Annotated in this window: 21 protein-coding genes; 5 read left to right on the forward strand and 16 right to left on the reverse strand. The window is 67.4% G+C overall.

Features of this window, described 5'->3' with window-relative positions; genetic code table 11:
* Positions 1-19: 19 nt before the first annotated feature.
* Complete coding sequence (locus E3N85_RS05355) at positions 20-706, reverse strand: hypothetical protein (RefSeq protein ID WP_134460334.1); 687 nt, start codon at positions 704-706, stop codon at positions 20-22.
* 171 nt (positions 707-877) lie between these two features.
* On the opposite strand from E3N85_RS05355, the gene E3N85_RS05360 reads away from it, so the two are divergent.
* On the forward strand, positions 878-1,804 hold the full coding sequence (locus E3N85_RS05360) for a DUF1524 domain-containing protein (RefSeq protein ID WP_134460337.1): 927 nt from the start codon (positions 878-880) through the stop codon (positions 1,802-1,804).
* Between the two features lie 12 nt (positions 1,805-1,816).
* Here the strand turns inward: E3N85_RS05360 and E3N85_RS05365 are convergent, their stop codons facing one another.
* Positions 1,817-2,617, reverse strand: coding sequence for a nuclease-related domain-containing protein (locus E3N85_RS05365; RefSeq protein ID WP_134460340.1), 801 nt, complete (start codon positions 2,615-2,617; stop codon positions 1,817-1,819).
* Between the two features lie 285 nt (positions 2,618-2,902).
* Between E3N85_RS05365 and E3N85_RS05370 the strand changes: the two genes are divergently transcribed.
* Positions 2,903-3,478, forward strand: a complete 576-nt coding sequence (locus tag E3N85_RS05370) for a PepSY domain-containing protein (protein ID WP_134460343.1) — start codon at positions 2,903-2,905, stop codon at positions 3,476-3,478.
* Between the two features lie 138 nt (positions 3,479-3,616).
* On the opposite strand, the gene rraA is transcribed toward E3N85_RS05370, so the two are convergent.
* The 3 genes from rraA to E3N85_RS05385 form a co-directional block, all read right to left on the reverse strand.
* Positions 3,617-4,084 carry a ribonuclease E activity regulator RraA gene (gene rraA, locus E3N85_RS05375; RefSeq protein WP_134460346.1) on the reverse strand — a complete coding sequence of 156 codons (468 nt, stop codon included), beginning with the start codon at positions 4,082-4,084 and terminating at the stop codon, positions 3,617-3,619.
* A gap of 85 nt (positions 4,085-4,169) precedes the next feature.
* Positions 4,170-5,279, reverse strand: a complete 1,110-nt coding sequence (menC, locus tag E3N85_RS05380) for an o-succinylbenzoate synthase (RefSeq protein ID WP_134460349.1) — start codon at positions 5,277-5,279, stop codon at positions 4,170-4,172.
* A complete protein-coding gene (locus tag E3N85_RS05385) occupies positions 5,276-6,148 on the reverse strand; it encodes a chorismate synthase (RefSeq protein ID WP_134460351.1) in 873 nt (290 codons plus the stop codon). The genes menC and E3N85_RS05385 overlap by 4 nt, the downstream gene beginning before the upstream one ends.
* A 117-nt stretch (positions 6,149-6,265) precedes the next feature.
* Here E3N85_RS05385 and E3N85_RS05390 point away from each other — a divergent pair, with 117 nt between their 5' ends.
* Both E3N85_RS05390 and E3N85_RS05395 read left to right on the forward strand, forming a co-directional pair.
* On the forward strand, positions 6,266-6,535 hold the full coding sequence (locus E3N85_RS05390; protein ID WP_134460354.1) for an acylphosphatase: 270 nt from the start codon (positions 6,266-6,268) through the stop codon (positions 6,533-6,535).
* A 72-nt stretch (positions 6,536-6,607) separates the two neighbouring features.
* A complete protein-coding gene (locus E3N85_RS05395) occupies positions 6,608-7,267 on the forward strand; it encodes a Pr6Pr family membrane protein (RefSeq protein WP_134460356.1) in 660 nt (219 codons plus the stop codon).
* A 1-nt stretch (position 7,268) separates the two neighbouring features.
* Here the strand turns inward: E3N85_RS05395 and E3N85_RS05400 are convergent, their stop codons facing one another.
* From E3N85_RS05400 to E3N85_RS05435, 8 genes are all read right to left on the reverse strand, one after another.
* Positions 7,269-8,678 carry a flavin monoamine oxidase family protein gene (locus E3N85_RS05400; RefSeq protein WP_134460358.1) on the reverse strand — a complete coding sequence of 470 codons (1,410 nt, stop codon included), beginning with the start codon at positions 8,676-8,678 and terminating at the stop codon, positions 7,269-7,271.
* Positions 8,679-8,835: 157 nt separating this feature from the next.
* Positions 8,836-9,639, reverse strand: coding sequence for an SDR family NAD(P)-dependent oxidoreductase (locus E3N85_RS05405; protein ID WP_134460361.1), 804 nt, complete (start codon positions 9,637-9,639; stop codon positions 8,836-8,838).
* A 186-nt stretch (positions 9,640-9,825) separates the two neighbouring features.
* Positions 9,826-11,391, reverse strand: a complete 1,566-nt coding sequence (locus E3N85_RS05410; protein ID WP_241978314.1) for a methyltransferase — start codon at positions 11,389-11,391, stop codon at positions 9,826-9,828.
* Positions 11,392-11,497: 106 nt separating this feature from the next.
* Positions 11,498-12,697, reverse strand: coding sequence for an NAD(P)/FAD-dependent oxidoreductase (locus E3N85_RS05415; protein ID WP_134460364.1), 1,200 nt, complete (start codon positions 12,695-12,697; stop codon positions 11,498-11,500).
* Positions 12,690-13,394, reverse strand: coding sequence for a class I SAM-dependent methyltransferase (locus E3N85_RS05420; protein ID WP_134460367.1), 705 nt, complete (start codon positions 13,392-13,394; stop codon positions 12,690-12,692). Before E3N85_RS05420 ends, E3N85_RS05415 begins: the two co-directional genes overlap by 8 nt.
* Positions 13,395-14,621 carry a type III polyketide synthase gene (locus tag E3N85_RS05425; RefSeq protein ID WP_134460370.1) on the reverse strand — a complete coding sequence of 409 codons (1,227 nt, stop codon included), beginning with the start codon at positions 14,619-14,621 and terminating at the stop codon, positions 13,395-13,397.
* Between the two features lie 50 nt (positions 14,622-14,671).
* A complete protein-coding gene (locus E3N85_RS05430) occupies positions 14,672-15,586 on the reverse strand; it encodes a phosphatase PAP2 family protein (RefSeq protein WP_134460373.1) in 915 nt (304 codons plus the stop codon).
* Between the two features lie 74 nt (positions 15,587-15,660).
* Positions 15,661-16,596, reverse strand: coding sequence for an NADP-dependent oxidoreductase (locus E3N85_RS05435; protein ID WP_134460376.1), 936 nt, complete (start codon positions 16,594-16,596; stop codon positions 15,661-15,663).
* A gap of 192 nt (positions 16,597-16,788) precedes the next feature.
* Between E3N85_RS05435 and E3N85_RS05440 the strand changes: the two genes are divergently transcribed.
* Entirely contained in the window at positions 16,789-17,727 is a 939-nt protein-coding gene (locus tag E3N85_RS05440) for a phosphodiesterase (RefSeq protein ID WP_134460379.1), read from the forward strand.
* Here E3N85_RS05440 and E3N85_RS05445 read toward each other — a convergent pair.
* The 3 genes from E3N85_RS05445 to E3N85_RS05455 all read right to left on the reverse strand — a co-directional run bounded on the left by E3N85_RS05445 (position 17,657) and on the right by E3N85_RS05455 (position 23,042).
* Entirely contained in the window at positions 17,657-19,453 is a 1,797-nt protein-coding gene (locus E3N85_RS05445) for a stealth family protein (RefSeq protein WP_134460383.1), read from the reverse strand. The two genes, E3N85_RS05440 and E3N85_RS05445, sit on opposite strands and share 71 nt — an antisense overlap.
* A gap of 474 nt (positions 19,454-19,927) precedes the next feature.
* Positions 19,928-22,054 (reverse strand): thioredoxin domain-containing protein, encoded by a 2,127-nt coding sequence (locus tag E3N85_RS05450; protein ID WP_134460386.1) that lies wholly within the window; start codon positions 22,052-22,054, stop codon positions 19,928-19,930.
* A gap of 154 nt (positions 22,055-22,208) precedes the next feature.
* Positions 22,209-23,042, reverse strand: coding sequence for an aldo/keto reductase (locus E3N85_RS05455; protein ID WP_134460389.1), 834 nt, complete (start codon positions 23,040-23,042; stop codon positions 22,209-22,211).
* Positions 23,043-23,173 lie beyond the last annotated feature (131 nt).

Raw genomic sequence — 23,173 nt, forward strand, 5'->3', positions numbered from 1 at the left:
CACCGGAATCGGTGGATTATCAGACCCCCACGCTACCGGGCCGCGGCGCGATAGACGGGCGAATGCCCCAGGTCAGCGGGTTGTCGATCACGGCGGCGAGTTCCATGCGTTCGATGGGCCGCAAGACCTGAGGGCGCGCGGCCAGCCAGGCGCCGAGCGTGGCCGCGCCGAGCACCGGCGGAGTTCTGCCCGATGGCGAGCGGCCGGTGACCCACAGCGCGCGGGTGCCCAGCAGGACGAGCGCTGGCTGCACCGCCGTTCGCAGCGGCAGCCGACCCCGCAGCAACAGCGTGAGGCGGTGTGCGCCGGCTTCGGCGACCGCGAGATCCGGGGAGCGCGGCCCTGCAACGAGCACCGTGTGGCGGTGCACCCAGACGATGTGGCCGTCGTAGAGCTGCGCGTGCAACGCAAAGATGCCGCCGGGGCCAACGAGGAGGCGCACGGCGCTCGCTCCGTCGTCGCTGCCGAGCGCGGTCGAGGTGAAGGCAGCCCAGTGTTGCGGCAGCGTCGCGAGCAGGGTGTCGACGGCGGTGTCGGTGCGGGCGCGAGCCAGGGCCAAAGCGTCGGGCGTCGCCGCAGCGTTGCGCGACGCCCGGCCGAGCAGCCAGAAGAGGCCAGTTGATGATCGAGGCGCTCCGGTGCGATTCGATTCGGGCATTTCCGGGGGCGCCGACAGGCGCCGCCGCGTGGAGAGTATGTGAGTCATGAGTGCTCCTCGCCGGGTTTTATATCCTGCCAGTGCCACCCCATCGGCATGACCCCCAGAATAGGGGGGCCTTTCACCAAGCGGATATCACCCCGCTGCCCCTGATTCGAGACGGCCGGGTTGTACAACGTATATTCGAAGGGTCGTGCGCTTGCGGCCAGAAGGAGCCTTATGACCGTTCGACGCCCGGCCCGGTCGGTTCTGGTGATCGGGGTGATCGTGGGCGTGCTCGCGGCGATCCTGATCGGTACGGCGGTGACGGGCACATCCGTTTCGCCTGATCGGGCCCGAACTATGGGCAGCACGACGCCGACGGCTGCACGGCCGGCCACCACCGCCCCCGAGCCCCCGGCCGACACCGCGGCCCTCGCCGTGCTCGCGACACTGCCGATCAAGGGGCGCGCGCCGAAGACCGGCTATGACCGCGAGGAAAGCTTCGGATCAGCCTGGCAAGACGTCGACCAGAACGGATGCGACACCCGCAACGACATTCTGGCCCGCGACCTGACCGTGCTCGTGGTCGACAGTGGCTGTGAAGTGCAGAGCGGCACCCTGCTCGGGCCATACACGGGCCTGACCATCGCTTTCGTGCGTGGGCAGACGACCTCGTCGCTCGTGCAGATCGACCACGTCGTGGCGTTGTCGAATGCCTGGCAGACCGGCGCGCAGCAGCTGTCGCAGCAGCAGCGGGTGGCGTTGGCCAATGATCCGCTCAACCTGCTTGCCGTTGACGGCGTGACCAACTCGCGCAAGGGAGATGGCGACACGGCCACCTGGTTGCCGCCGCTGAACAGCTACCGGTGCATCTATGTGGCGCGGCAGGTCTCGGTCAAAGCGGCCCATGCGCTGTGGGTGACCCCGGCTGAGCATGATGCGATGACGCGCATACTGTCGGACTGCCCCGACGAGCTTGCGAGCACCGGCATCGCGCCGGGCGACGCGCCCGAACCGTTAGAGCCGGGCGACGAGACCCCGAGCAACGTCTTTTTCCCAACCTGCACCGCCGCACGTGAGGCCGGCGCGGCCCCCGTGCACGCCGGAGATCCCGGCTACGGCAGCCACCTCGACCGCGACGGCGACGGCAGCGCCTGCGAATAGGCCGCCGGCAGGCTACGGCGCGCCGAGCAGCCGGGGCACTATCAGCAGCATCTCCAGCGCCGTGAAGGTGGTGAACACCATTCCGCACAGTAACCACAGCTGACGGGTGCGACGTGCACGACCCACCTCCGTTTCCAGGACAGCAAAGCGCTGCAGGATCTCGGCCGGTTCCAGCGCCGTGAGCGCCTGCCAGAGCACGGGATTTTCGACGTACCCGGCAATTGCCAGCCGGTCGAGTGGGGCCAGCACCGGAGGTAGTCCCTGCAACCAGGCGCAGAGGTCGGGCGCCTCAATGAATTTCACCCGTGACGGCTGTGCCTGCACGATCACGTTCTTGGCGCCGACGAGCACGACGACGCCGCGCACCGATGCGGGGCGCGGCATCCGCTGGGCGAGAAGGGCAGTGAGGCTACCCGCCTCATATTCGGCCTCCCTCAAATAGGGAATCTTTCGGGCACCGACCTGCACATTGCGGCTGGTGACCTGCACCGATTTGCGCGCTTGCCGGTGGGAATGGAGGGTGAACACCCCGGCCGGTCCGATCACAAGGTGGTCGACGTCGGCACCGCTCTCGCCCACCGGCAGGGAATGAAAAACGATCCATTCCCGCGGCAGCTCGGCCAGAGCCAGTCCCACGGCGATTTCCGCGCGGGCGGCGTCAAAGCAGCGCACGCTGCCTGCGCCGAGCGGGGATCGACCGATCAGGCGTTCCAGCGAACTGCGGGGCGCGACCAGGCGTTGCTCCAGCAGGAGCACTTCCATGATCGACTGCGCCGGGCAACGCTGTCGCATGATCGGAGCATCGAAAGTCACGGTTCTCCTGTCGGGTACCTGAATGTAGCCTGCCGAGGACCGGCCCGAGCAGCCCCCGAACCGGGAGTTGCGGGGGCTCCTGATGTGCGATCGAGCGTGCTCGAACAGTTCGCCGCAACGGATGCGTTGAATCACCCCTGACGCGCGGCCCGGTCGGCCCGCCGGTCGATCAGCTGCGGCTAGCCGGTTCAGGGGTGTACATACTTTCGCTTATGCTTAAGCCAGCAACTTGGCATGGCCGTTTGGTCTTCCGCGCCTGAGAGCCCGACCAAAGGTACCTGCAGTATGAACAAGAAGAATATTCTCCTGGCCAGCGCCGCTGGCGTCGCACTCGTATTGGGCGGCGCAGGCCTTGCCCTGGCCGCAACCAACCTCGGCGACAACGATGGCCCGCTCAGCGGCGAAACCCTCGACCGCGCGAGCAACGCCGCTCTGGCCGAAGTCGGTCCGGGAACCGTGTCGAGCGCCGAGCGCAACGATGACGGCGGAAGCGCTTACGACCTTGCGGTCCGCCTCGACAACGGCACCGAGGTCGACCTCGAACTCAACGATGCCTTCGACGTGGTCTGGGTCGGCGACTACGACAACACCAGTGACGACTCCTCGAACAACAGCGAGGCGGCGCCGAGCCCGAGCGCCACGGCCGACGCGAGCGCCGCCGACCAGGCCGCCAGCGAGCGTGCCAGCGCGGAAGCCGCCGCCCTCGTCGCGGTCGGCAACGGTCGCGTGACCGATTTTGATCGGGACGAAGACTGGGACCACGTGTACGAGGTTGAGGTCACCCTCGACGATGGCACCGACCGCGACGTCGAGCTCGACGCCGGCTTCGTCGTCGTGCGCATCGACGACGTTCAGCAGTAAGAGCCGTTCAGCAGTAAGAGCCGTTCAGCAGTAAGAGCCGTTCAGCAGTAAGAGCCGTTCAGCAGTAAGAGCCGTTCAGCAGTAAGAGCCGTTCGCAGGAGGCCCGGAGCGAAATTGCTCGGGGCCTCCTGCTGTTGGTCAGCGTTCGACGAGGATACCGTCTTCGTCGCAGTAGACGGTGCGCCCGGGGGTGAAGACGACGCCGGCGATCTCGACGACGGTGTCCGCCATCCCGGAACCGGTCTTGGAACTCTTGCGGGGGTTGCTGCCGAGGGCCTTGACGCCGAGGTCGAGGGCACCGATGGCGACCCGGTCACGCACGGCGCCGTTGATGATCGCGCCGGACCATCCGTTCGCGACGGCGAGGTCGGCGATCATGTCGCCCATGAGCGCCGAGTTCAACGAGCCGCCGCCGTCGATGACGAGTACGGCACCGTCGCCGGGCGTGGACAGGATCGACTTGAGCAGCGCGTTGTCCTCAAAGCAGGTCACCGTGCGGATCGGGCCGCTGAACCGGGCGCGCCCACCGATCGTCTGAAACTGCAGGGGTACGGATTGCAGCTCGTCACCACGCTCGTCGTAGAGGTCGGCGGTCAATACGGTCATTGTTCCTCCAGGGTTTCAATGCTTCCAGAGTAGGCCCCGAGCATGCCGGCCGTGGAGCAGGGTCGGGGCGCTCTGGTGACCCAGGCTAGAAACGGATGCTGTCGGTTCTCGCGGTCACACTGTCCAGCACGGCGGACAGCACCTCCACGCCGATACCTGGACCGGTCGGCACCCGCAGGTGCCCGTTCTCGAGCTCGAACCGTGCGGTGAGGTCCTCTGCGAAATACCGGTTCGAGGCCGAGGTGTCGCCCGGCAGTACGAAGTTCGGCAGGGCGGCGAGGGCCACGTTGGCCGCCCGGCCGATGCCGGTTTCGAGCATGCCGCCGCACCAGACCGGAACGCCGTGGGCCGCGGCGACATCGTGGATGCGCCGAGCCTCGAGATAGCCGCCGACCCGGGCCGGTTTCACGTTGATGATGCTGCACGCGCCGAGGGTGATCGCCGTCGCGGCGTCGCGGGCGGATCCGATCGATTCGTCGAGGCAGATCGGCGTGGAGATGAGCCTGGCCAGGTTGGCATGGCCAAGCAGGTCGTCTTCCTTCATCGGCTGTTCCATCAGCAGCAGGTCGAACGGGTCGAGCAGGGCGAGGTGGCGGGCATCGGCGAGGGTGTACGCGGTGTTCGCGTCGACCTGCAACAGCAGGTCAGGACCAAAGCGCTCGCGCACGGCCCGCACAGGGGCAAGGTCCCAGCCTGGTTCGATTTTCAGTTTGATACGCAGGTAGCCTTCATCGAGATAGCCGGCGACGACGTCGAGCAGCTCGGGGACCGAATTCACGATGCCGACCGAGACGCCGGCCGGCACGGTGTCGCGCACCGCGCCGAGATGGTTGCCGAAGGAGACGCCGGTGGTTTTGAGTTGCGCATCGAGAATGGCCGTTTCGAGAACGGCCTTGCTCATCCTGTGCCCCTTGACCGGTTCGAGTGCGGAGGCGACGAGTTCGGCGCTGAGCCGGTCGCCCACCGCCTGCAGCCGGGGCACCAGGTGGTCGCGAATAACCAGGTCGCTCGCATCGAGAAATTCGGAGCTGTACAGGGGACGGGCGTCGGCGGCGCACTCGGCCCAGCCCTCGGCATCCGCTGTGATGACGCGCACCACGGTCACTACCCGCTCAGTGGCCGTGCCGAACGAGGTGCGGAACGGCCGCACTAACGGCATGTGCACCCGGCGCAGCTCGATGGTCTCGATTTTCATGCGGTTCCTCCCGGCGCGAGTCGGTACCAGCCGTCACGGCTGACTCCGCGGGCTACGTGCCCCGACGCGAACACGTCGGTGAGAATAGCCCGGACGCTGAGCCGCCACCGGGCGGCCAGCCGCGGGTCCAGCCCGCGCAGCGCCACAATATCAGTGGGAACCCGGCACCACAGAGCACCATTCGCCGCAACGAAGGCCGGTTCACCGTCGGGGCCGAGCCGGAGCACATCATGCAGCCCGAAGTCGGGAAGCCCAACCGCAACCGGGCGGTCTTCGCTGCAGGCAGCCGACTCGTCGCTCGTGAGCGGCCACACCGCGACCAGGCGGTCGCTTGGGTCGTTGGCGTTCATTTCGCCCATCATCGGGCCGTAGAAATCGACGGCGTACTCACTCGCGTGGGCGCCGAGTTTGGTGAGGTTGAAGCGGGCATTGCGGCTGACCAAGGGGTCGAAGGTCCAGGTCATCTCGGATAGGTCACGGTCCAGGCCCCAGGCCCGCTGGTGCTGTTTCAGGGCAAAGCCGACGCCGTGGTCGCTGTTGCCGGGCAGCACCCCGGCAATCAGGGAGTACATCGACGCGATCTTTTTCGACGGGGACGATGGCGTGACGATCGCCGCAGCGGCGCCGACGAGGCGGCCGGCCTGGTCCCGGGCCACGGTCACATTGCAGCCGGCGTGACCGATGCTGCAGAGCAGTTCGGAGGGGATGACGCTCTCGCCGGGTGGCAGCCGCCAGACCGTGTTGAAGAGCGTTTCTATCTCGAGAAAACCGGCGAGGCTGCCCTCGTTGCTCACCAGCACGCCGGCCGATTCGGCCGCCACCCGGGCCGCGGCCTGGGCTTGTTGGGCAAGGGCTGAGTTCTGCGACATTTGATCAGTGTGGCATTCTCGGCCGCCCGTGTCTTGCCCCGCCATTGTGACTCGACCTGCGCGTGATCCAGAGCGAAGGGGCGCGCACAGTCTCCGCGCCCGGTGCACACTGGTGGGGTGATTCGTAAACGCGTGCTCGCCCGCGGCGAGGTGCAGGGCGTCGGATTTCGGTACCATGCCCGGGCCCAGGCCCTGCACCTCGGGCTCGTCGGGTATGCCCGCAACCGGCCGGACGGAACGGTGGAACTCGAGCTCGAGGGGCTGGAGGCATCCGTTTCGCGCATGCTGCGCTGGCTCGAAACGGGCCCGTGCTACGCCGTCGTGACCGCGCTCGAGGTGAGCGATGTGGCCACGACGGGCGAGAGCGAGTTTCAGATCACCGGCTGAGGTCGGGGGCCGCCCAGCGCTGGCGTAGCGTTAGCCTATGACCGCGCGCACGAGCCCCGCCGGGGGGCGGGAGTGAACGCGCGCACCGCGTTCGCCCTGGCGCGCCTGGGTTTGAGCGCGGCGGGACTCGTCGCCCTGATCGGCTATTTTCAGTACACCCTGGGCGTGACCACGTTTGCCATCGCGAATTTCTTCAGCTATTTCACGGTGCAGAGCGGCATTGCGTCGGTCATCGTCTTCGTGACGGCGGCCGTGGTTGCCGCGCGCCGGCTGACCGATCCGGCCTGGCTCGATATGTTGCGGGCCATGGTGACAACCTACATTCTGGTCTCGGGCGTGGTCTACGGAATCATCGTCTGGCGGTCCTCTGGCGTGAACTACTCGATCGAGGTGCCGTGGTCGAGCCAGTTACTGCACTTCGTGATTCCGATCTGCGCCCTCATCGACTGGGTCGTCGACCCGTACAAGGCCCGCCTGTCGTGGAAATATCTCGGCTGGGCTATCGTCTTCCCCGTGTTCTGGCTGGTCTTCACGCTCATTCGCGGACCGATCGTTGGCTGGTACCCGTACTTCTTTCTCGACGCCCGCCAGGTGAGCGGCCCCGGCGAGACCGTGTTGTACTGCCTGATCATCGTGGCCATCATCACCGGAATTGCGGCGCTGCTCACCGGGATCACCCGGCTGAAGCGGATGCCGCGACACCTGCTCCCACCCTGGCGGGCCGCCGCCTGAACTAGTCTTTGGGCACCGCGAGGAACGGTTCGAGCGCCGCGAGCGCCGCGGCGAGAAAGGCATCGTCGTCGAGCGCAGACAGCCGGGTCGCGTTTTCGGCGGCGATGAGACCCAGGAGAACGGGTTCGCCGGTGAGTGGCATCATGTTGATCCAGACCGCAAAGTCGGAATCTTCGCCGACGATGGTCCAGAGCCGGGCCGCGGTATCCCAGAACGGCACGTCGAAACGCAGCCAGACCTTATCGACCACGCCCATTCCGAGTGCGGCAATCGCGCCGCGATGGGCGAAGGGCAGCGCCGGCGAGAACTCGATCGTCGCATTCTTCAGCACGCCGAGCGGCACCGTCACGATGACCCGATCGGCCGACAGCGACTCGCCGGTGCCGAGGCGCAGACTCACGCCGCGATCGTCGTGCGCGACCCGGTTCACCACGCTCGAGAGCAGCAGCTCGAGGCCCGCCGCTTCACTGGTGAGCAGGGTCGAGTACCCGCCGACCACGATCTGGTCGTTGTCGGCACTGGCGATATCGGTCGTGTACCAGGCCGATTGCTGACTCGGCGTCGCCCCGGTTTCGACCTTGAGCCGGGTGGCGATTTCGTACTCCAGCCAATCGGCATCCGAGAGCCCTTCGGCATTCGGAGTCTTCGACAGGCTCGCTTCGCCCGAGTCGATCAGGGCCCGTTCAACCGAGACGTCTTGCTGCTGACCGGCCGCCCAGCTGAGGGCGCCCGCCACGGCCTGAGCGCCTAACGGTGAGGGTTCGACGACTGCGCCCGCCCGGCTGCGCACCTCGGGAGTGCGCTCGAACGGTAACAGTGTCACCCCGAGGGCGGTCAACTCGTTGTCCAGGAAGCTGTCGGAGCTATGGTGCACGAACGAGGGGCCGCGCTCGATCGGAAAGGGCCAGTCGCTGCTGACGGTGTCGATGCGCCCGCCGATACGGTCGCGCGCTTCGATGACGACCACACTGAAGCCGGCGGCGACGAGACGGCGGGCGGCGGTGATGCCGGCGATTCCCGCACCGACAATGGTGATGCGTTCGCCGGGAGCCGCGACGCCCTGCACCTGGCTGGCCACGAGCACGCCCGAAGCGCGGGCACCCTGCACCGTCCCGGGCTCATCGACCGCTGTGGCCTCACCGGCGAAGAACACCCGGGCGTCGACGGCCTGACCGAGAGCGGTGCGGTGTTCAGGGGTGGCGCCGACGGCGGCGTAGCTGAAGGATCCGCGGGAGAAGGGGTCGGTCGACCAGTTCGTACGGTCGACCGTGATCGGCTGGGGCACCAGCGAGGGCGTGAGGGTCGACGGCGAAGCGGATGGCGGCGTCACCGGCGCTGGCGCCACGCACGCCGCGAGGGCCAACACGGACAATCCCGACGCTGTGCCGAGCAGAAAAGTGCGCCGCTTCACGATCGGTCCTTTTCAGAACGGCGACTTTCGGGCGCGGGCCTGCGGTACTTCAGTCCGGCGCCAGTCATGACACCAAACTACCGCAGACCGTCACTGTCGACGACGTTGTCGACATCTGCAGCACGCGGGCGGGCCGCGCACCGTGGAAAACAACGGCTTAGAACGGGCGGCGCTCCTCGGCCACGGAGTTTCCTCCGTCGACGATGATCACCTGCCCGGTGACATAGGCGGCCCCGGGCGAGGCGAGAAAGGCGATGACGGATGCGACCTCTCCCGGTGTACCGCTGCGACCAGCCGGAACGAGCGCAGCTTCCAGGGCCTCGCTCGTGAGCTGGGAGCCGGTCGCGATCCAGCCCGGCGCGACGGCGTTGGAGGTGATGCCGGCTCCGGCCTCGTCGACGGCGAGGGCCCGGGTCAGCCCGACCAAGCCCGCCTTGGCCGCGGCGTAGGCGACATCGCCGCGGCTTGCCATGATCGTTCCGCTCAGGCTCGACACCGTCACGATACGGCCCCAGCCGGCCGCGCGCATGAAGCCGATCACGACGCGCGTGGCGTGGAATGCCGTGGACAGGTTGATGGCCAGGCCCCGATCCCACTCGGTGGGGCTGGTGAGAATGTCGCCGCGGCCCATCTCGGCGTCGCCGACGGCGACCATGCCGGCGTTGTTCACGAGGATCGTGGGTTCTCGCCCGCTTGCCGCGAGCGCCGCCTGCAGGTCCGCGGCACCCGCGGCCGAGTCGAGGGTGCAGACGATTCCGATGGCGTCGAGGCCGCGCGCGGTCAACTCGCGTGCGCGGTCGTGCACTCGCGCCGTCGTGCCGGTGAGGATCACCGGGGCACCGAGTTCACCGAGCATCCGTGCGGCTGCGAAGCCGATGCCGGTGGCGCTGCCCGCACCGGTCACGAGCGCGGTACGCCCGCCGAGGTCGAAGGCGGCCGGTAGCGCGGGTGCAGGAGTCATGGCGTCAGGTTAGCGCCCCGCGTCCCGCGTAACTCCTGCACTGTGTGACCGGTGCGACGCGGATGCGCAGAATTTTGGTCGACTCTTCCTCCGCGCCCGCAGATTGCTGGAGTTCTGACGGGGGTGCCGGGGGTGACCGGGGCAACTTCAGGAGGTTCGGCCGGGCACCGGAGTCCGGGCGAGCCGTTAGATGGGCTCCGGCACGATCAGGAAGCCGTCGACCAGCAGTTCACGCACCCGCGGCAGCAGTTCGGCGGTCAGCGCGGCCTCGTCGGCGCCCAGCAGCTGGGCGAGAGCACCGATGATGGCGCCGACCGCGAGGTCGCCGTCAGAGGCACCGACCAGCCCGGCGAGCGCCGTGTCGAGAGCCACCGAGCGGCCGAATCCACTGCCCTGGTGCAGGGTCATCAGCGTCGGGTCCGCCTCACCGGGCCAGTAGTGGCGTTCTTCGGTGACGTCGGAGGCCGCGGTGAGGTTGGTGCGCAACAGGCGTGCGTCATCCGTTCGCGCCTGCCAGTCGTGCGCGGCGAGGCACTCGGCCAGGTGCGCGCCGAGGCCGGCCGGGTTGTGGCCGAGGGCGTCGGGCATCCGGTCGAGGCGGCGCAGGGTGGATTCGTGCGCCCCCGCTTCCGGCAGCCGCAGCAGCAGGTAGCCGAAGCCGACTTTTCGCACGTCGCGGGCCGCGAAGTCGTTCAGCCACGCGTTGTACAACCGGTCGAAGTCGAGGCCGGGTCGAGTACCGCCGTCGCGGATCCAGGTCTCGGCATACTCTCCCGGTGACTGTACCTCGCGTTCGATAATCCACGCGTCGAGCGCTGGCGAAGGCTGAGCCGGCGTGAGCCAGTGCTCGAGCCGTTCGAAGGCGTCCGTGTCGCCCCGGTATTCCCAGTTTCCGAGCAGCTGTGCGATGCCTCCGGGGGTGAGATGCTCGGCCGCCCCGCGCACCACGGCCTCGACCAGCGCGTCGCCGACCATTTTGCCGTCGCGATACTCGTAGCTCGGTACGCCCTCGGTGCGTGGCGTGATCACAAACGGCGGATTCGAGATGATGTGATCGAACCGCTCCCCGGCCACTGGCTCGAACAAGCTGCCGAACCGAAACTCGATATTGTCGATCTCATTGAGCTCGGCGTTCAGCGCCGCGAGCTCGAGCGCCCGCGTCGAGATGTCGGTCGCGACGACGTGCTCGGCGTGCCGGGAGGCGTGCATGGCCTGAATCCCGCAGCCGGTGCCGATATCGAGTGCCCGCGCCACCGGGGTCGGCATCATGAGTCCGCTCAGGGTGCGCGAGGCTCCGCCGATGCCGAGCACGTGACTTTCACCGAGCGGATGCCCGAGCGCCAGTTCCCCCAGGTCGCTCACGATCCACCAGCTGCCAGCGCCGTGGGCGTCGATGAAGCTGTATGGGCGCAGGTCGACGAGTGGGCGCACGAGCGTGTCGACCGCCGCCACGAGCCGGAGTTCTTCGGCGCCGGCCGTCCCGAGCGACGACAACGCGGCGTCGAGGTCCGCGCGCGGCACCGGGTCCCCCAGCAGGAACAGCCGGGCGAGGGTTGCGGCGGGCTCGTTCCGGCCCAGCGTGGTGGCGAGCGCGGCGAGCGCCCGCTGGGCTGGAACCCGCTGGTTGCGATAGAGCGCAGCATCCGCTTCGATGCCCCACAGGCCGGTCAGGCCGGGAACCGAGAAGTGGGCGGCCGCGAGGTCGGTGCGCAGTCGAGCGATGAGGTCGGTGGTCGTTATGGCAGAAGTCACTCGTCCATTCAACTCGATGCGCACCCGGGGCTGTACCCCGTGCCGTCTATCTGCGCGCGGCGCGTCCTGCGGTGACCCTCGCAATGCGACCGGCGGCACCTATCGGTCACAACCAGCGCATCGTGAAGGCGCGTGCGACGAGCTCGTTGGCCGGCGGCAGCGTGAGACCGCGCACGAGCGCGTTGCGGGCGCCGAGCCGCAGGCCATGGGCTGGCCGGCCCATTGCCATGTTGAATCCGGCCTGCAGGGCCGCGCGGCGAGCGGCGGCGCGGCGGGTGCGGTCGTAGTCGGCCAGAACGGATGCCGCCGCCCCGGGATCAAGCAGCGCCCGCTGCAGCGCCGGTGCCAGTGCAACGGCGTCGAGCCAACCGAGGTTCATTCCCTGCCCACCGATCGGACTGATCTGGTGCGCCGCGTCGCCGACCAGCGCGATGCGCCCGGCGGGCCGGGGCCCGGACACTGGTTCGGACCGTGCGTTGGACCGCCGAGACCCCGCGTACAACGGATCCGAGTGCAGGCGCCCTGCGAGCCTCTGCTGTACCGCGAACGCACTCGCCGCCCCGAGCGGCTCGGCCACGGTCACCCGCGTTCGAAAACGGATGAGCTCGGCCAGGTCGGCGCTATCGGCATCCGTGGCCAGAAAATCGGTCATCGCCACCCAGCGGCGCCGGCCGCCGGGCAGCGGGAAGGACTCCACCACGCCGCCGCGCTCGAAGTAGAGCACCGCGCCGGTGTCGGTGTCGCGGGGGCCTGAATCGGCGAAGTCTCCCATCAGATATGTTTCACGCCGTCCGAGCTGCCGCCAGGTGATACCGGCCGCCGCCCGCACGCGACTGCGCGCGCCGTCCGCGCCGATCACATAGCGGGCCTCCACGGTGCCCGCGTCGGTGGATAGCAGGGCCGCGTCGCCGCGCTCACGCACCCCGGTCACCGTCACGCCGCTGCGATACCGGCCGGGCCGCAACTGCGCGAACCGGTCGCGCAACAGGGCCTCCGTCTCGTATTGCGGCAGTGCCACGACGAACGGATAACCCGGAGTGGCCCGTTCGAACGACATCTGCCCGAGTGTTCGGCCATCGCAGTGCACCTCTCCCGCGCGAATGCGCACGGCCCGCTCGAGCAGGGCGTCGGCGACACCGATCCCGGCGAGGGCGGCGAGGGACGGCGGGTGGATGCCGATCGCCCGCGAACGCAGGGACGGCTGCTGGCGCTGCTCGAGCACCTCGACGTCGAGTCCGCCGACCGCGAGCACGCAGGCGAGCATCGTACCGACCGGCCCCCCGCCGACGATGACGACGTCACGCATCGGGCCTGTCCCAGCCCAGCACCAGCCGTGACGGCAGGCCGCGTGACACCGTCCACCCGGCCGGCACCGCCGCGCGCAGCTCCGGCGCGGTGTAGCTGCGCCGAATCGAGGTGAGCCCGTCCGGGCGAATGTAAGAGCGCCGAAAGAACGGCCGGGTCGCCGCCGCGAACCCGAGGTACGCGACGTTCGACCGCTCGAGATCGGCGTGTAGCACGTGGCGGCGAGCGAGTTGTTCCGAATCCACGAGCAGCCCCTTCAACTCGTCGACGCCGAGGTGGTGCAACACGTGGTTGGAGACCACGAAGTCGAAGCGCGCGCCCTCGACCACGAGGTCTGAGCTCAGTGCACGCCGAAACGACAGCCCTGCAATGTGCGGTTGGCTGGTGGCGAAGCCGTGCGCGCGGGCATCCGGATCGATGCCGGTCACCCGCAGCCGGAGGCCGTCGCGCACCGCCCAGCGGGCCAGCGCCCGCGAGATATCGCCGCCACCCGAGCCGACATCGAGCAGTGTCGTCTCGGTTGTGGTTGACAGGGCGGGGCGGATGCTGCGGCGGTAGATCCCCCGCCAGCCCGAGACGACCGCGTTGACCACCCGAAAATCCTGATACGTGCGGGTGAGCACGGCCGGGTCGCACAGTGGGGAATCCATGATCTCCGCTGCTTCGTCGGCCCGTACCCGCAGTGAAGGCCGGGCCATTCAGCCCTCGATCACGGTCATCAAGCCGGATTCCACGGTGAGTCCAGGGCCGAACGCCATGGCGCACACGCGTTCCCCGTCGGCGGTGGCGGGACCGTCGAGGATGGCCTTCATCACGAACAGAATGGTCGCGCTGCTCATATTGCCGTTGGTGCGCAGCGTTTCGCGCGAGGGAATCAACTGGTCGGCGCGCAGCTCGAGCTTGGCCTCGGTCTTGTCGAGGATGCTGCGGCCGCCGGGGTGAATCGCCCAGTGCTCGATCACCGAGCTGAGCGACGCGGTGGGTGCCAGGGTGAGAACCGGGGCGAGGAGCGTCGCGACGGCGCCGGCAGCCGAATCGGGTACCCCAGCGGGGAGAGCGGCGGCAAGCTGCGCGGTGATCGACGCATCGCGGGCGAACAGCGGGGCGAGGGCGCCTTCGATGTGCTCATCGATGATGTGCGGCACGTAGGTGCTCAGAATCATCTCGAAGCCCTCGTCGCCAATTTTCCAGGCCATGTCGCCCTCGCCGATCGGGGTGATCACCGTTTCGAACAGGTCGAGGCCGAGGGCCTTCTCGCCGGGCAGCGGGGCCCGGGCGCTGACGATGCCGGCTGCCGCTCCGTCGGAGAACAGAGAGGAGGCGACGATGGTATCCGGGTCGCTCGAGGTGCGCAGGTGCAGCGAGCAGAGTTCGGCGCTGACCACGAGCACGACGGCGGTCGGGTCGGCCTCGACGAACTGCTTCGCGGTGCGCAGGGCCGGCATCGCGGCGTAGCAGCCCATGAATCCGAGGTGGTAACGCTGGGTGCTGGCCTGCAGGCCGAGTTCGCGCACGAGCATGAAGTCGGGACCGGGGGCATAGAACCCCGTGCAGGAGACGGTGACGACGTGGGTTACGTCTTCGGGACGAATGTCGGGGCAGGCGGCGAGCGCCCGGCGCCCGGCTTCGACGAAGAGTTTGGTGGCCTCCGTGATGTAGAGCTCGTTGCGCACCCGGGTGCTCGGCACGAGCAGGAGCTGCTGCCGCGCATCGAAGAACTGGGGTTCCGCCGCATCGTTGTCGAGGGTGAGCTCGTCGATGACGGTGTGCCGGGTCTCGATGCCCGACACGTTGAAACTCGTGCTGACCAGCCGTTGAGCTAGTCGGCTGAGTCCGGGTTGGGCGGCGAAGATGTCGCGCACCTGCTCTTGGATCAGAATCGTCGGGGGAACTACGGTCTGGAGCGCTCTCAGCGTGACGGCCATGAGTTAGTCTCGCACGCGCCCCCGACGGAGTACACCCCAACTTTGCGAAGCTAGGGCAGCCGAGCGAACAGCCGGGTTCCTCCGAGCGCGAGCAGCAGGCCAGCCGTGACGATGGCCGCGACCCCGCCCAGGTAGGCGACCACGGTGCCGAATACTCCGACAGCGTCGAACAGACTGCTGTTCAGTACGAGGGTGGCGATGAAGGCCAGGGCGGAGAGAGCGCCGCAGCCGATCGACAGCCAGCGAACAACACGCACGGTCGACCGGCGCAGGCCGGTGAACGACAACCGGCGTGTGGCTGCCGTGGCGGAAGCCGCAGCATCCGCTCGTGGGTCGGCGCCCACCCGCCGCCAGGCCAGCACCACTCCCGCGAGACACCCCCAGAGGGCGACCCACAGCAGCGCCGCGATCACGTCACTCGGCCGGTGCCACTGGTTGGCGAGCGTCGCCACGCCCGCCAGCACAGCGAAGGCGGTGCCCCACCCGGCGACCATCGGCCGGGTGCGTGGGCTCGCCACCAGAAACACGACGAGAGCGGATGCCGCTGCCACCGTCGTATGCCCCGACGGGAAGGAGTTCCCCGCGTACCCCTCGACGGCCAGGTCGGGACGAGAAAGAATGCCGTACTTGAGCAGTTGGGCCGTGGCCGTGGCGGCCGCGGCGGCGGCGAGCGCGACGATCAAGGTACGCCAGTTTCGGCGCACCAGCGCGATGACCGCGGTCAGCACCACACCGAACGCTACGGCGACATCGGGCACCGAGTCGAGCACCCGGCCGGTGAACGGGGTGATGCTGCTTCGGCCGAATTCGGCGCCGTCGTAGGCGAGCTGGTCGGCTTCCTGGCCAGCGTGGCTGCGCACGAAAAACAGATAGAGGCCGATGAAGGCAACCGTGGTGAGCGCGACTCCCGCGAGGTATCCAAATGATCCCTGCCTGAGGGAGCTGAGAATGGACGGGTTGCGCACGACTCAGCATGCCACAGTGTTTCTGGGAGATAGCGTCTCTGGGAGACAGCGTCTCTGGCGGAGCCCGGGTCACCTCACCCGAAGGCGCCGGCCTGGCAAGTGGCGAGCACGACTTTTCCGCGCAGATGCCCGGCCATGAGGTAGCGGTAAGCGTCTTGCACCTGCTCGAGCGGGAACACGCGGTCGATCGGCAGCACGATCTCGCCATCGGCAATCAACGTGGCGAGGGCGCTGAGATCGTCGATAGTCGCGGCCTGGCCGCCGACCCCGGTGATTCCGGCGCCGGCACGATGGCCGCGCGCGGCGATCGTGTTGATGCGAGAACCGGACACACCGAGATCGAGGGCCGCGTCGATCGTGGCAGCCCCGTTGTAGTCGAGGGCCGCCGTCACGCACGGCGCGACAGCACGTACCCGGTCGACCAGACCATCACCGTAGGTGAGCGGAATGACTCCGAGGCCACGCAGAAAGTCATGATTCGCCGGGCTGGCGGTGCCAATCACGGTCGCCCCGGCCCGGAGGGCCAGCTGGCAGGCGAGTATACCGACTCCCCCGGCGGCGGCTCCGATCAGCACGGTGTCCGCCTCGGTCAGCCCGAGGGAGGCCACACTGGCCCAGGCGGCGCGACCGGCGATGTCCAGGCCACCGGCTTCTTCGAAGGTCAGAGCGGTCGGTTTCTTGATGATGCGGGTCGCGTCGACAACGACATAGTCGGCTTGGGCGTGCATCCGCTTGCCACCGAATACCGCATCGCCGACCTCGAGCCCGGCGACGCCGTCACCCACCTCGTCGATGATGCCGGAGAAGTCGTTGCCGTTTCCGCAGGGCGGGACCGCCTCGTAGCGCAGGGCAGCCGCGCCTCCGTGAAAAATTTTATAGTCGACCGGGTTGAGGCCGGCGATGTGCACGCGCACCCGAACTTCACCGCGCCCAGCCTGCGGCCGCTCATCGCGCACGATGCTGAGCACCTCGGGACCACCAAATTCATCAACGCGTACGTATCGAGCCATGCGGTCAGCCTAGGGCCGCGCGTCGACGACGTCGGCACAGACTCATCCAACGTCGGTCCCGTCCATTGGCCCACAATTTCGCACGATTAACGCGTGTCGTACACCTAACGTTCAAGAACTCCTGATGGACTACCGTCAGTACCGTTGGCGCGCGCGTGCAGAGTGCGCTCCTTCCGAACGAACGGAAGTCCTGTGAGCATTCGAACGGCTGAATATCCCAGGCCGAACCAATTTCTCCTCCATCTCAGTGACACTCACCTGCTCGCCGGCGGCAATCGTCTGTACGGCAGCGTGGATGCCACGGCACACCTCATCAAGCTCTTTGCCGAGGTTGAGGCATCCGGGCGCCGCCCCGATGCCATCATCTTCACCGGTGATCTGGCCGATAAAGGCGAGCCGGGGGCCTACGACCACCTGCGAGACATCGTCGAACCGGCCGCTGCCAGGCTCGGTGCGCGGGTCATCTGGGTGATGGGAAACCACGATAGCCGTGAAGTGTTCCGCACGAATCTGCTCGATGAACCTGCGTCAGCGACCCCGATCGACCGGGTCTACGATCTGGACGGGCTTCGTATCATCACGCTCGATACCACGGTGCCGGGCCACCATTACGGAGCGGTATCCCAGGATCAGCTCGACTGGCTGGCCGATCAGCTCCGGGTACCCGCACCCGAGGGAACGATCCTCGCCATGCACCACCCGCCGGTGCCGAGCATGCTCGATCTTGCCGTCGCAGTCGAATTGCATGACCAAGCCGGGCTGGCACGGGTGCTTCGCGGCACCGATGTGCGCAGCATCCTGGCCGGCCACTTGCATTACTCGTCGACCGCGACCTTCGCGGGGATCCCGGTATCGGTGGCCTCGGCCACCTGCTACACACAGGACCTCACCGTGCCCGTCGGTGGTACGCGCGGCTGGGATGGCGCCCGTGCATTCAACCTCGTACACGTTTATCCGGACACCATCCTGCATTCGGTCGTGCCGATCGGCAATTACCCGGCGCTCGAATATATCGACGCTGAAGAGACGGCTGGGCGACTCCGCGACCTGGGTGTACAGATTATGCTCGCGGGTGCCGTGCCGGCATCACATGAGCCGCCGATGACCATGCCGATCCCGGTTCTGCAGTAACCACCTGGCTCGCGCGCTCCCACGGCGCGGCGAACGGGAAGTAGAGGTCCAGAAATTCAATGACGGCCGTATGGCGCGCGTCGTCGGAAATCTCCGGGAAGCTCCCGTCGTTCAGGCAGAACATGTCCTGGTTGCGGTGTTTGCGCAGTCGGTTCATCTGCCGCAGCGCGATGCGCAACGTTGTCTCGATGTAGATCGAGTGCGCCTGGGTCTGAGCGACCGCGCGGCCGGTCATCAACGCGTAGTAGTGGTAGAGCGAGTTGGTGACGGAGATGTCGGTCGCCGACCGAAAGCGGCTGGCCGCGGTACGACTGAAGTCTTCGGGAAATTCCTTTTCCAGCTCCAGCAGCACGCTCTTACGCATCGGCGCCGGCGTGTGCTCGAGGTGCCGGGTGGTGACCTTGCCGAAGCGGCCGCGCAGCAGGGCGCGGTTCACTCGGGCAGCGTTCTCGAACCCGCTTCGGGTCGGATCGTTCTCGCCCAGGCCAATGCGGGTGGAAGCCTCCACGAACTTGGTCACTCCGCCGGGCGAGAAGAACAGCTCGGGGCCAACCGGGCGACCAAAGAACATGTCGTCGTTGGAGTACAGGAAGTGCTCGGCGAGGCCGGGGATGTGGTGCAGTTGGCTTTCCACGGCGTGCGAATTGTGAATGGGCAACACGCTGGTGTCAACAAAGAAGTCTTCGCTGCGCATAATCGTCACACGCGGGTGTTCCGCGAGCCACTCAGGGGCGGGAGAATCGGTCGCGATGAAGATGCGCCGAATCCACGGGGCGAACATGTAGACACTTCGCAGGGCGTACTTCAGCTCGTCGATCTGGCGAAAGCGGGCATCCGAATCGTCACCCTCACCCACTACGTAGGCCTGCATGCGCTTGGCGCGTTCGCGCTGAAACTCGTCGCTTGAGCCGTCGACCCAGCTAAAGACGAGGTCGATGTCGAAGGAGACGTCGCTGGCCAGATCCTCGAACATATTCTGCAGGGTCAGCCAGGTGCGCCCGTGCAGGTCGATCGTGGTTTCGCGGGCCTCGGAGCGCGGCAGCCGGGTGCGCATGAGGGCGTTTTCGACCGGGGCGACGATTTCGTCCTCGCTGAAACGCCACAGTTCAAATTGGAACGCGGTCTGAGCACCGTAGCGCAGGCGGCCGATTGGTTCGATGCGCGGCCGATAGACGCGAAAGACTGAGGACTTGCGCAGCGTGGTGAACGCGCCGTCGGCGAGCAGAAACTGCTGGCTGACATGGCCGTCGAGCGGCTTGGCATAAAAGGGCTCGTTGGCGAACGCCGTGGCCAGAACCTTCGTGATTTCCTTCCGTCGTTTGCGGTCGACGGCGATGACCGGACGGTTCTGGTCACCGCGCACGAGCAGAAAGTCGATGCCGGCGTTGGTAAGGGCGTCGTGCACAGCTACGAGGTCTTTCACCATGGACTCGTGCGGCGTGTAGTGGCCGTTGATGAGGGCGATCTCGCCCTTGCGCACAACAAGGTCGTCACGGTCGAACCGGCGGGTGCGGGCATCCGGAGTGATCAATACCAGTTCGGTCTCACTGCTGAGTGAGAGCGTCGAGATCAGCCCGGTGTTGGTGGATGGTTCCGGCGCGCTCGAGTCGGAGCCGACCGAGTCGGGGCGTAAGGCATCGGTGTCGAAGATGTCGCCGACGAACGATTCGGGACGGCCGTGGGTGGCAGTATCCGGTTGTGCGTCCGGAATATCGAGTTTCGCCATGGTCCTCCTTGAAAAAATGGAGCACTCGATCGCGGGCCAGCCGAGACTGAAACCGAGGAGTGCGGCCGATTATGTCGGCGTGGATGCTTCAGGGTGTTTCTGAGCGGTAAACGTCTTGAGAAGCGACGAGGTTCTCGATGAGCGACTGGCGTTCGGTGAACGCGGTGGCATTCGTCCTAGTGTACGTCGCGCTGTCGGAAGTTTGCTGCGCGGACCGATCGATCGGTCGGCGGCGGCGAAACGGAGGCTGCGGCATCCGTTTCGCTCGTGTGATGCAGGTCAGGGGGCAGAGCTGGCGAACAAACCGGTGATGGGGGCCATGAGCAGAATCGTGATTAGTTCATAGGCGACGACCACGCTCGACGCGGTGGCCAGGAGCGCGGTCCAGATGGTATTCCAGGGAACCCTGCGGGATCCTCTCGGCGGGCCGGTCGGGTGCGGGGCCAGGTTGCGGCGTGGCTGGATCCTGCGATGTTAGTGCTCGTGTGCCCGCTTCACGGGTTGCGCTTCAGCGGCAATTTCGGCCAGGAGCGCTGCGGTGGTATCGACCGGAGGCAATTGCGCCGGGTCGGTGACCGGCAGCTGGCAGACGAAGTCGCGACAGAGGTAGGCGGTGGGCTGGCCACTTGGTGCGGTGCGCTCCGCGAACAGGCCGAATCCGGCATCGGCGAACGACCGGGCATTCGATTCTGAAACGGAGGCGACAACTCCCGCCGCGTAACGTCGAGCGAGGTCGTGCAGGGTGATGGCGGGCGCGGCGGCGGGCGGGGCGACGCCGATCGTCGGGGGCGACGCTGCGGGGGTGTCGGGCGAGACGATGACGAGCTGCTCGATTGGAACTCGCAGCTCGTCGAACAGGCGCAGGGCGGCGCCGAACGCGAGCGGACGGTCGGGTGCGAGGGTCGCGACGAGTCCCAGACCGGCCTGCGCCGCCCGAAGATAGCGGTCGTCGCCGGTGAGGCGGTGCAGCAGCAGGGCCGCGTCGGCGGTGGCGGACAGGCCGGATGGGTACGCTCCCTCGGAGGGATCGACGCCGCTGACTCGGCCCTGTGTGGTGAGCACCGGGTCCGCGCCGTGTGGTGGGCGGAAGGCGGGCGCCAGAGTCGTGGTGGCGGACAGTGATGTGATTCCCGCATCGGACCGGGGCGCTGCGGAGGACGCAACGGGTGTGTCGGCGGTGACCGATAGCGTGCTGTCGAGCAGGTGACGAGCCTGGGTGGCGTAGGTCACGTCACCGGTGACGAGTGCAAGTTCGAGGAGACCCCGTGAGTACATGCCGTAGTCCTCCAGCGTGGCCCTCGCCGTTGAGATGCGTCCGCTGACAGAGGCGCGCACGAGGGTACCGTCGGCGCGCTCGTGGTGCTCGCGCAGGTAGTCTGCTGCGCGGCGCGCAGCGTCGATGAGGTGCGGCTGGTCGAAGGCGAAGCCGGCCCGGGCCAGAGCCTGGATGGCGAGGCCGTTCCAGCCGGTCAACACTTTCTCGTCGAGGGCGGGCGGCGTCTGCCGCAGGCGGTCGTGCTGCTCGAGTGCGTAATACCCGCCCTCGACCCGGTGGCCGTCGACGGTGCTCTCGGAGTCCTGGGCGCTCGCGAACCCGCCGCCGGGTAGCTGCATCACGTCGCAGAGAAAACGGGCGATTCCGTCGGCGACGAGGCGTGCCCAGGCCGCTCCGGTGAGCATCCAGGCGCGGGTGTACAGGGTGAGCAACTGGGCGTTGTCGTAGAGCATGCGTTCGTAGTGCGGGTCACTCCAGTCGCGGTTCACCGCATAGCGAAAGAAGCCGCCCTCGACCGGGTCTCGCAGCGGGGACGCGCCCATGAGCTTGAGCGTGCGCAGGGCGAGCATCGGTCCGTCGTCACCCGCCGCCCCCGCCGCCCCCTCGCCGCGCGGGTACCCCGCACCGGTCGTGTTCTCGTCCCCGTGGCCGAGGAGGAAGGAGAGCGCCGGGGCCACCGGAAATTTCGGCGCGCCACCGAAGCCACCGAAACGGGCGTCTTCGTAGCCAACCAACTGTGCGACGGCCTTGTGGAGCTTGTCGGCAGTGGGCTGCGCGCCAGACTCGGAGGCGGCGGCGTCCGCGGCGTCCGAAGCGAGCTCGCGCGCTGAGCCGGCGAGCAACTCGGCCACGCGGGCGGCGCCGGCCAACACCTCGGGGCGGCGGGTGAGCCAGGCCGTCGTCACCGCGGTCAGAACGTCGCGAAATGACGGATGTCCGGCCAGCGCCACCGGCGGAAAGTACGTTCCCGCGTGAAACGCCTGCCCGTCGGGCGTGACGAACACATTGAGCGGCCAGCCGAGTCCCTCGATGAAGGCACTCGCAGCGGCGAGGTAGCTCGCATCAACGTCGGGGTGCTCCTCCCGGTCGACCTTGATGGAGACGAAGTGCGCGTTGAGGTACTCCGCGATCGCCGGGTCACTGAAACTTTCCCTGGCCATGACATGGCACCAATGGCAGGTGGAGTAGCCGATCGACACGAGCACGGGCACATCCCGCTCGCGGGCTTTTGCGAACGCTTCCTCTCCCCAGCCGAACCAGTCGACCGGATTGTCGGCGTGGCTTCGCAGGTAGGGGCTGATGGCGTCGGCGAGGCGGTTGGGCATACTCCATTGTGCTCCCGAGATGCCGTGTCGGGCGAGCGGCCCTTGACGCTAGACGACGCCGAGCCTGCCAGACGGCCGGCCGGCGCATCCCCGTGACACCCAGTGGCCCGGCAGCATCGGTCGGCGGGCCACTGGGAACAACGAATGCTGCCGGCTAGTTCACCTCATTGGGGTGCGCCGCGACGCGGCCGGCTCGTTCCAGCGCGGAGATCATGGTGAATTCGGTGCGAGAGAGTTCGAAGTCGAACACGTCGAAATTCTCCGCCATGCGCTCGCGGCGGTTCGACTTGGGAAACAGGATGTTGCCGTTCTGCAGGTGCCAGCGAATGACGATCTGCGCCGGCGACTTGTCGTGCGTTTCAGCGGCATTCTTCACGACGTCCTCATTGAACAGCGGGTACTTCCCCTGGCCGAGGGGGCCCCAGGCTTCGATGTGGATGCCGTTTTCGCGGGCGAAGGCGGTGACCTCCGGCTGCTGGTGCGCCGGGTGCAGCTCGATCTGGTCGACGGCGGGCACAATGGTGGTCTCGTGCAGCAGGCGGTCCAGGTGCGGCACCAAGAAGTTGGAGACACCGATGGAGCGGGCACGGCCGGATTCCTGAATCTTCTCCAGGGCTCTCCAGCTCTCGACGAACTTGTCATTGGCCGGCGCCGGCCAGTGGATCAGATAGAGGTCGACCTGGTCGAGACCGAGCTTCTCCAAGCTCTCCTCGAACGCATCGAAGGCGGACTGGGTGCCCTGGCGGTCGTTCCAGAGCTTGGTGGTGATGAACAGCTCGGAGCGGTCGATGCCCGAGGTGGCCAGCGCCTTACCCACGCCCTCTTCGTTGCCGTAAATGGCAGCGGTGTCGATGTGGCGGTAACCCACCGAGAGCGCATCGGTCACGATGCGGGTGGTTTCGTCGGGTTCAACCTTGAACACGCCGAAACCGAGCTGCGGAATCGTGTGGCCGTCGTTGAGGGTGATGGTGGGTACAGATTTCGTCATGCATCAACACTATGGGCCGCCGCCACCCGTCTACCCTTCACGCGCCGGATGTTCACTGACCGCGAAAGCGCGCACAGAGCCCCCTGTGGCCTCCTCGAACGGGCATCTTCTGTGCTCGCTCAGCACGGGTG

The sequence above is a fragment of the Cryobacterium sp. Hz9 genome (genome assembly GCF_004402825.1).
Lineage (GTDB): Bacteria > Actinomycetota > Actinomycetes > Actinomycetales > Microbacteriaceae > Cryobacterium > Cryobacterium gelidum.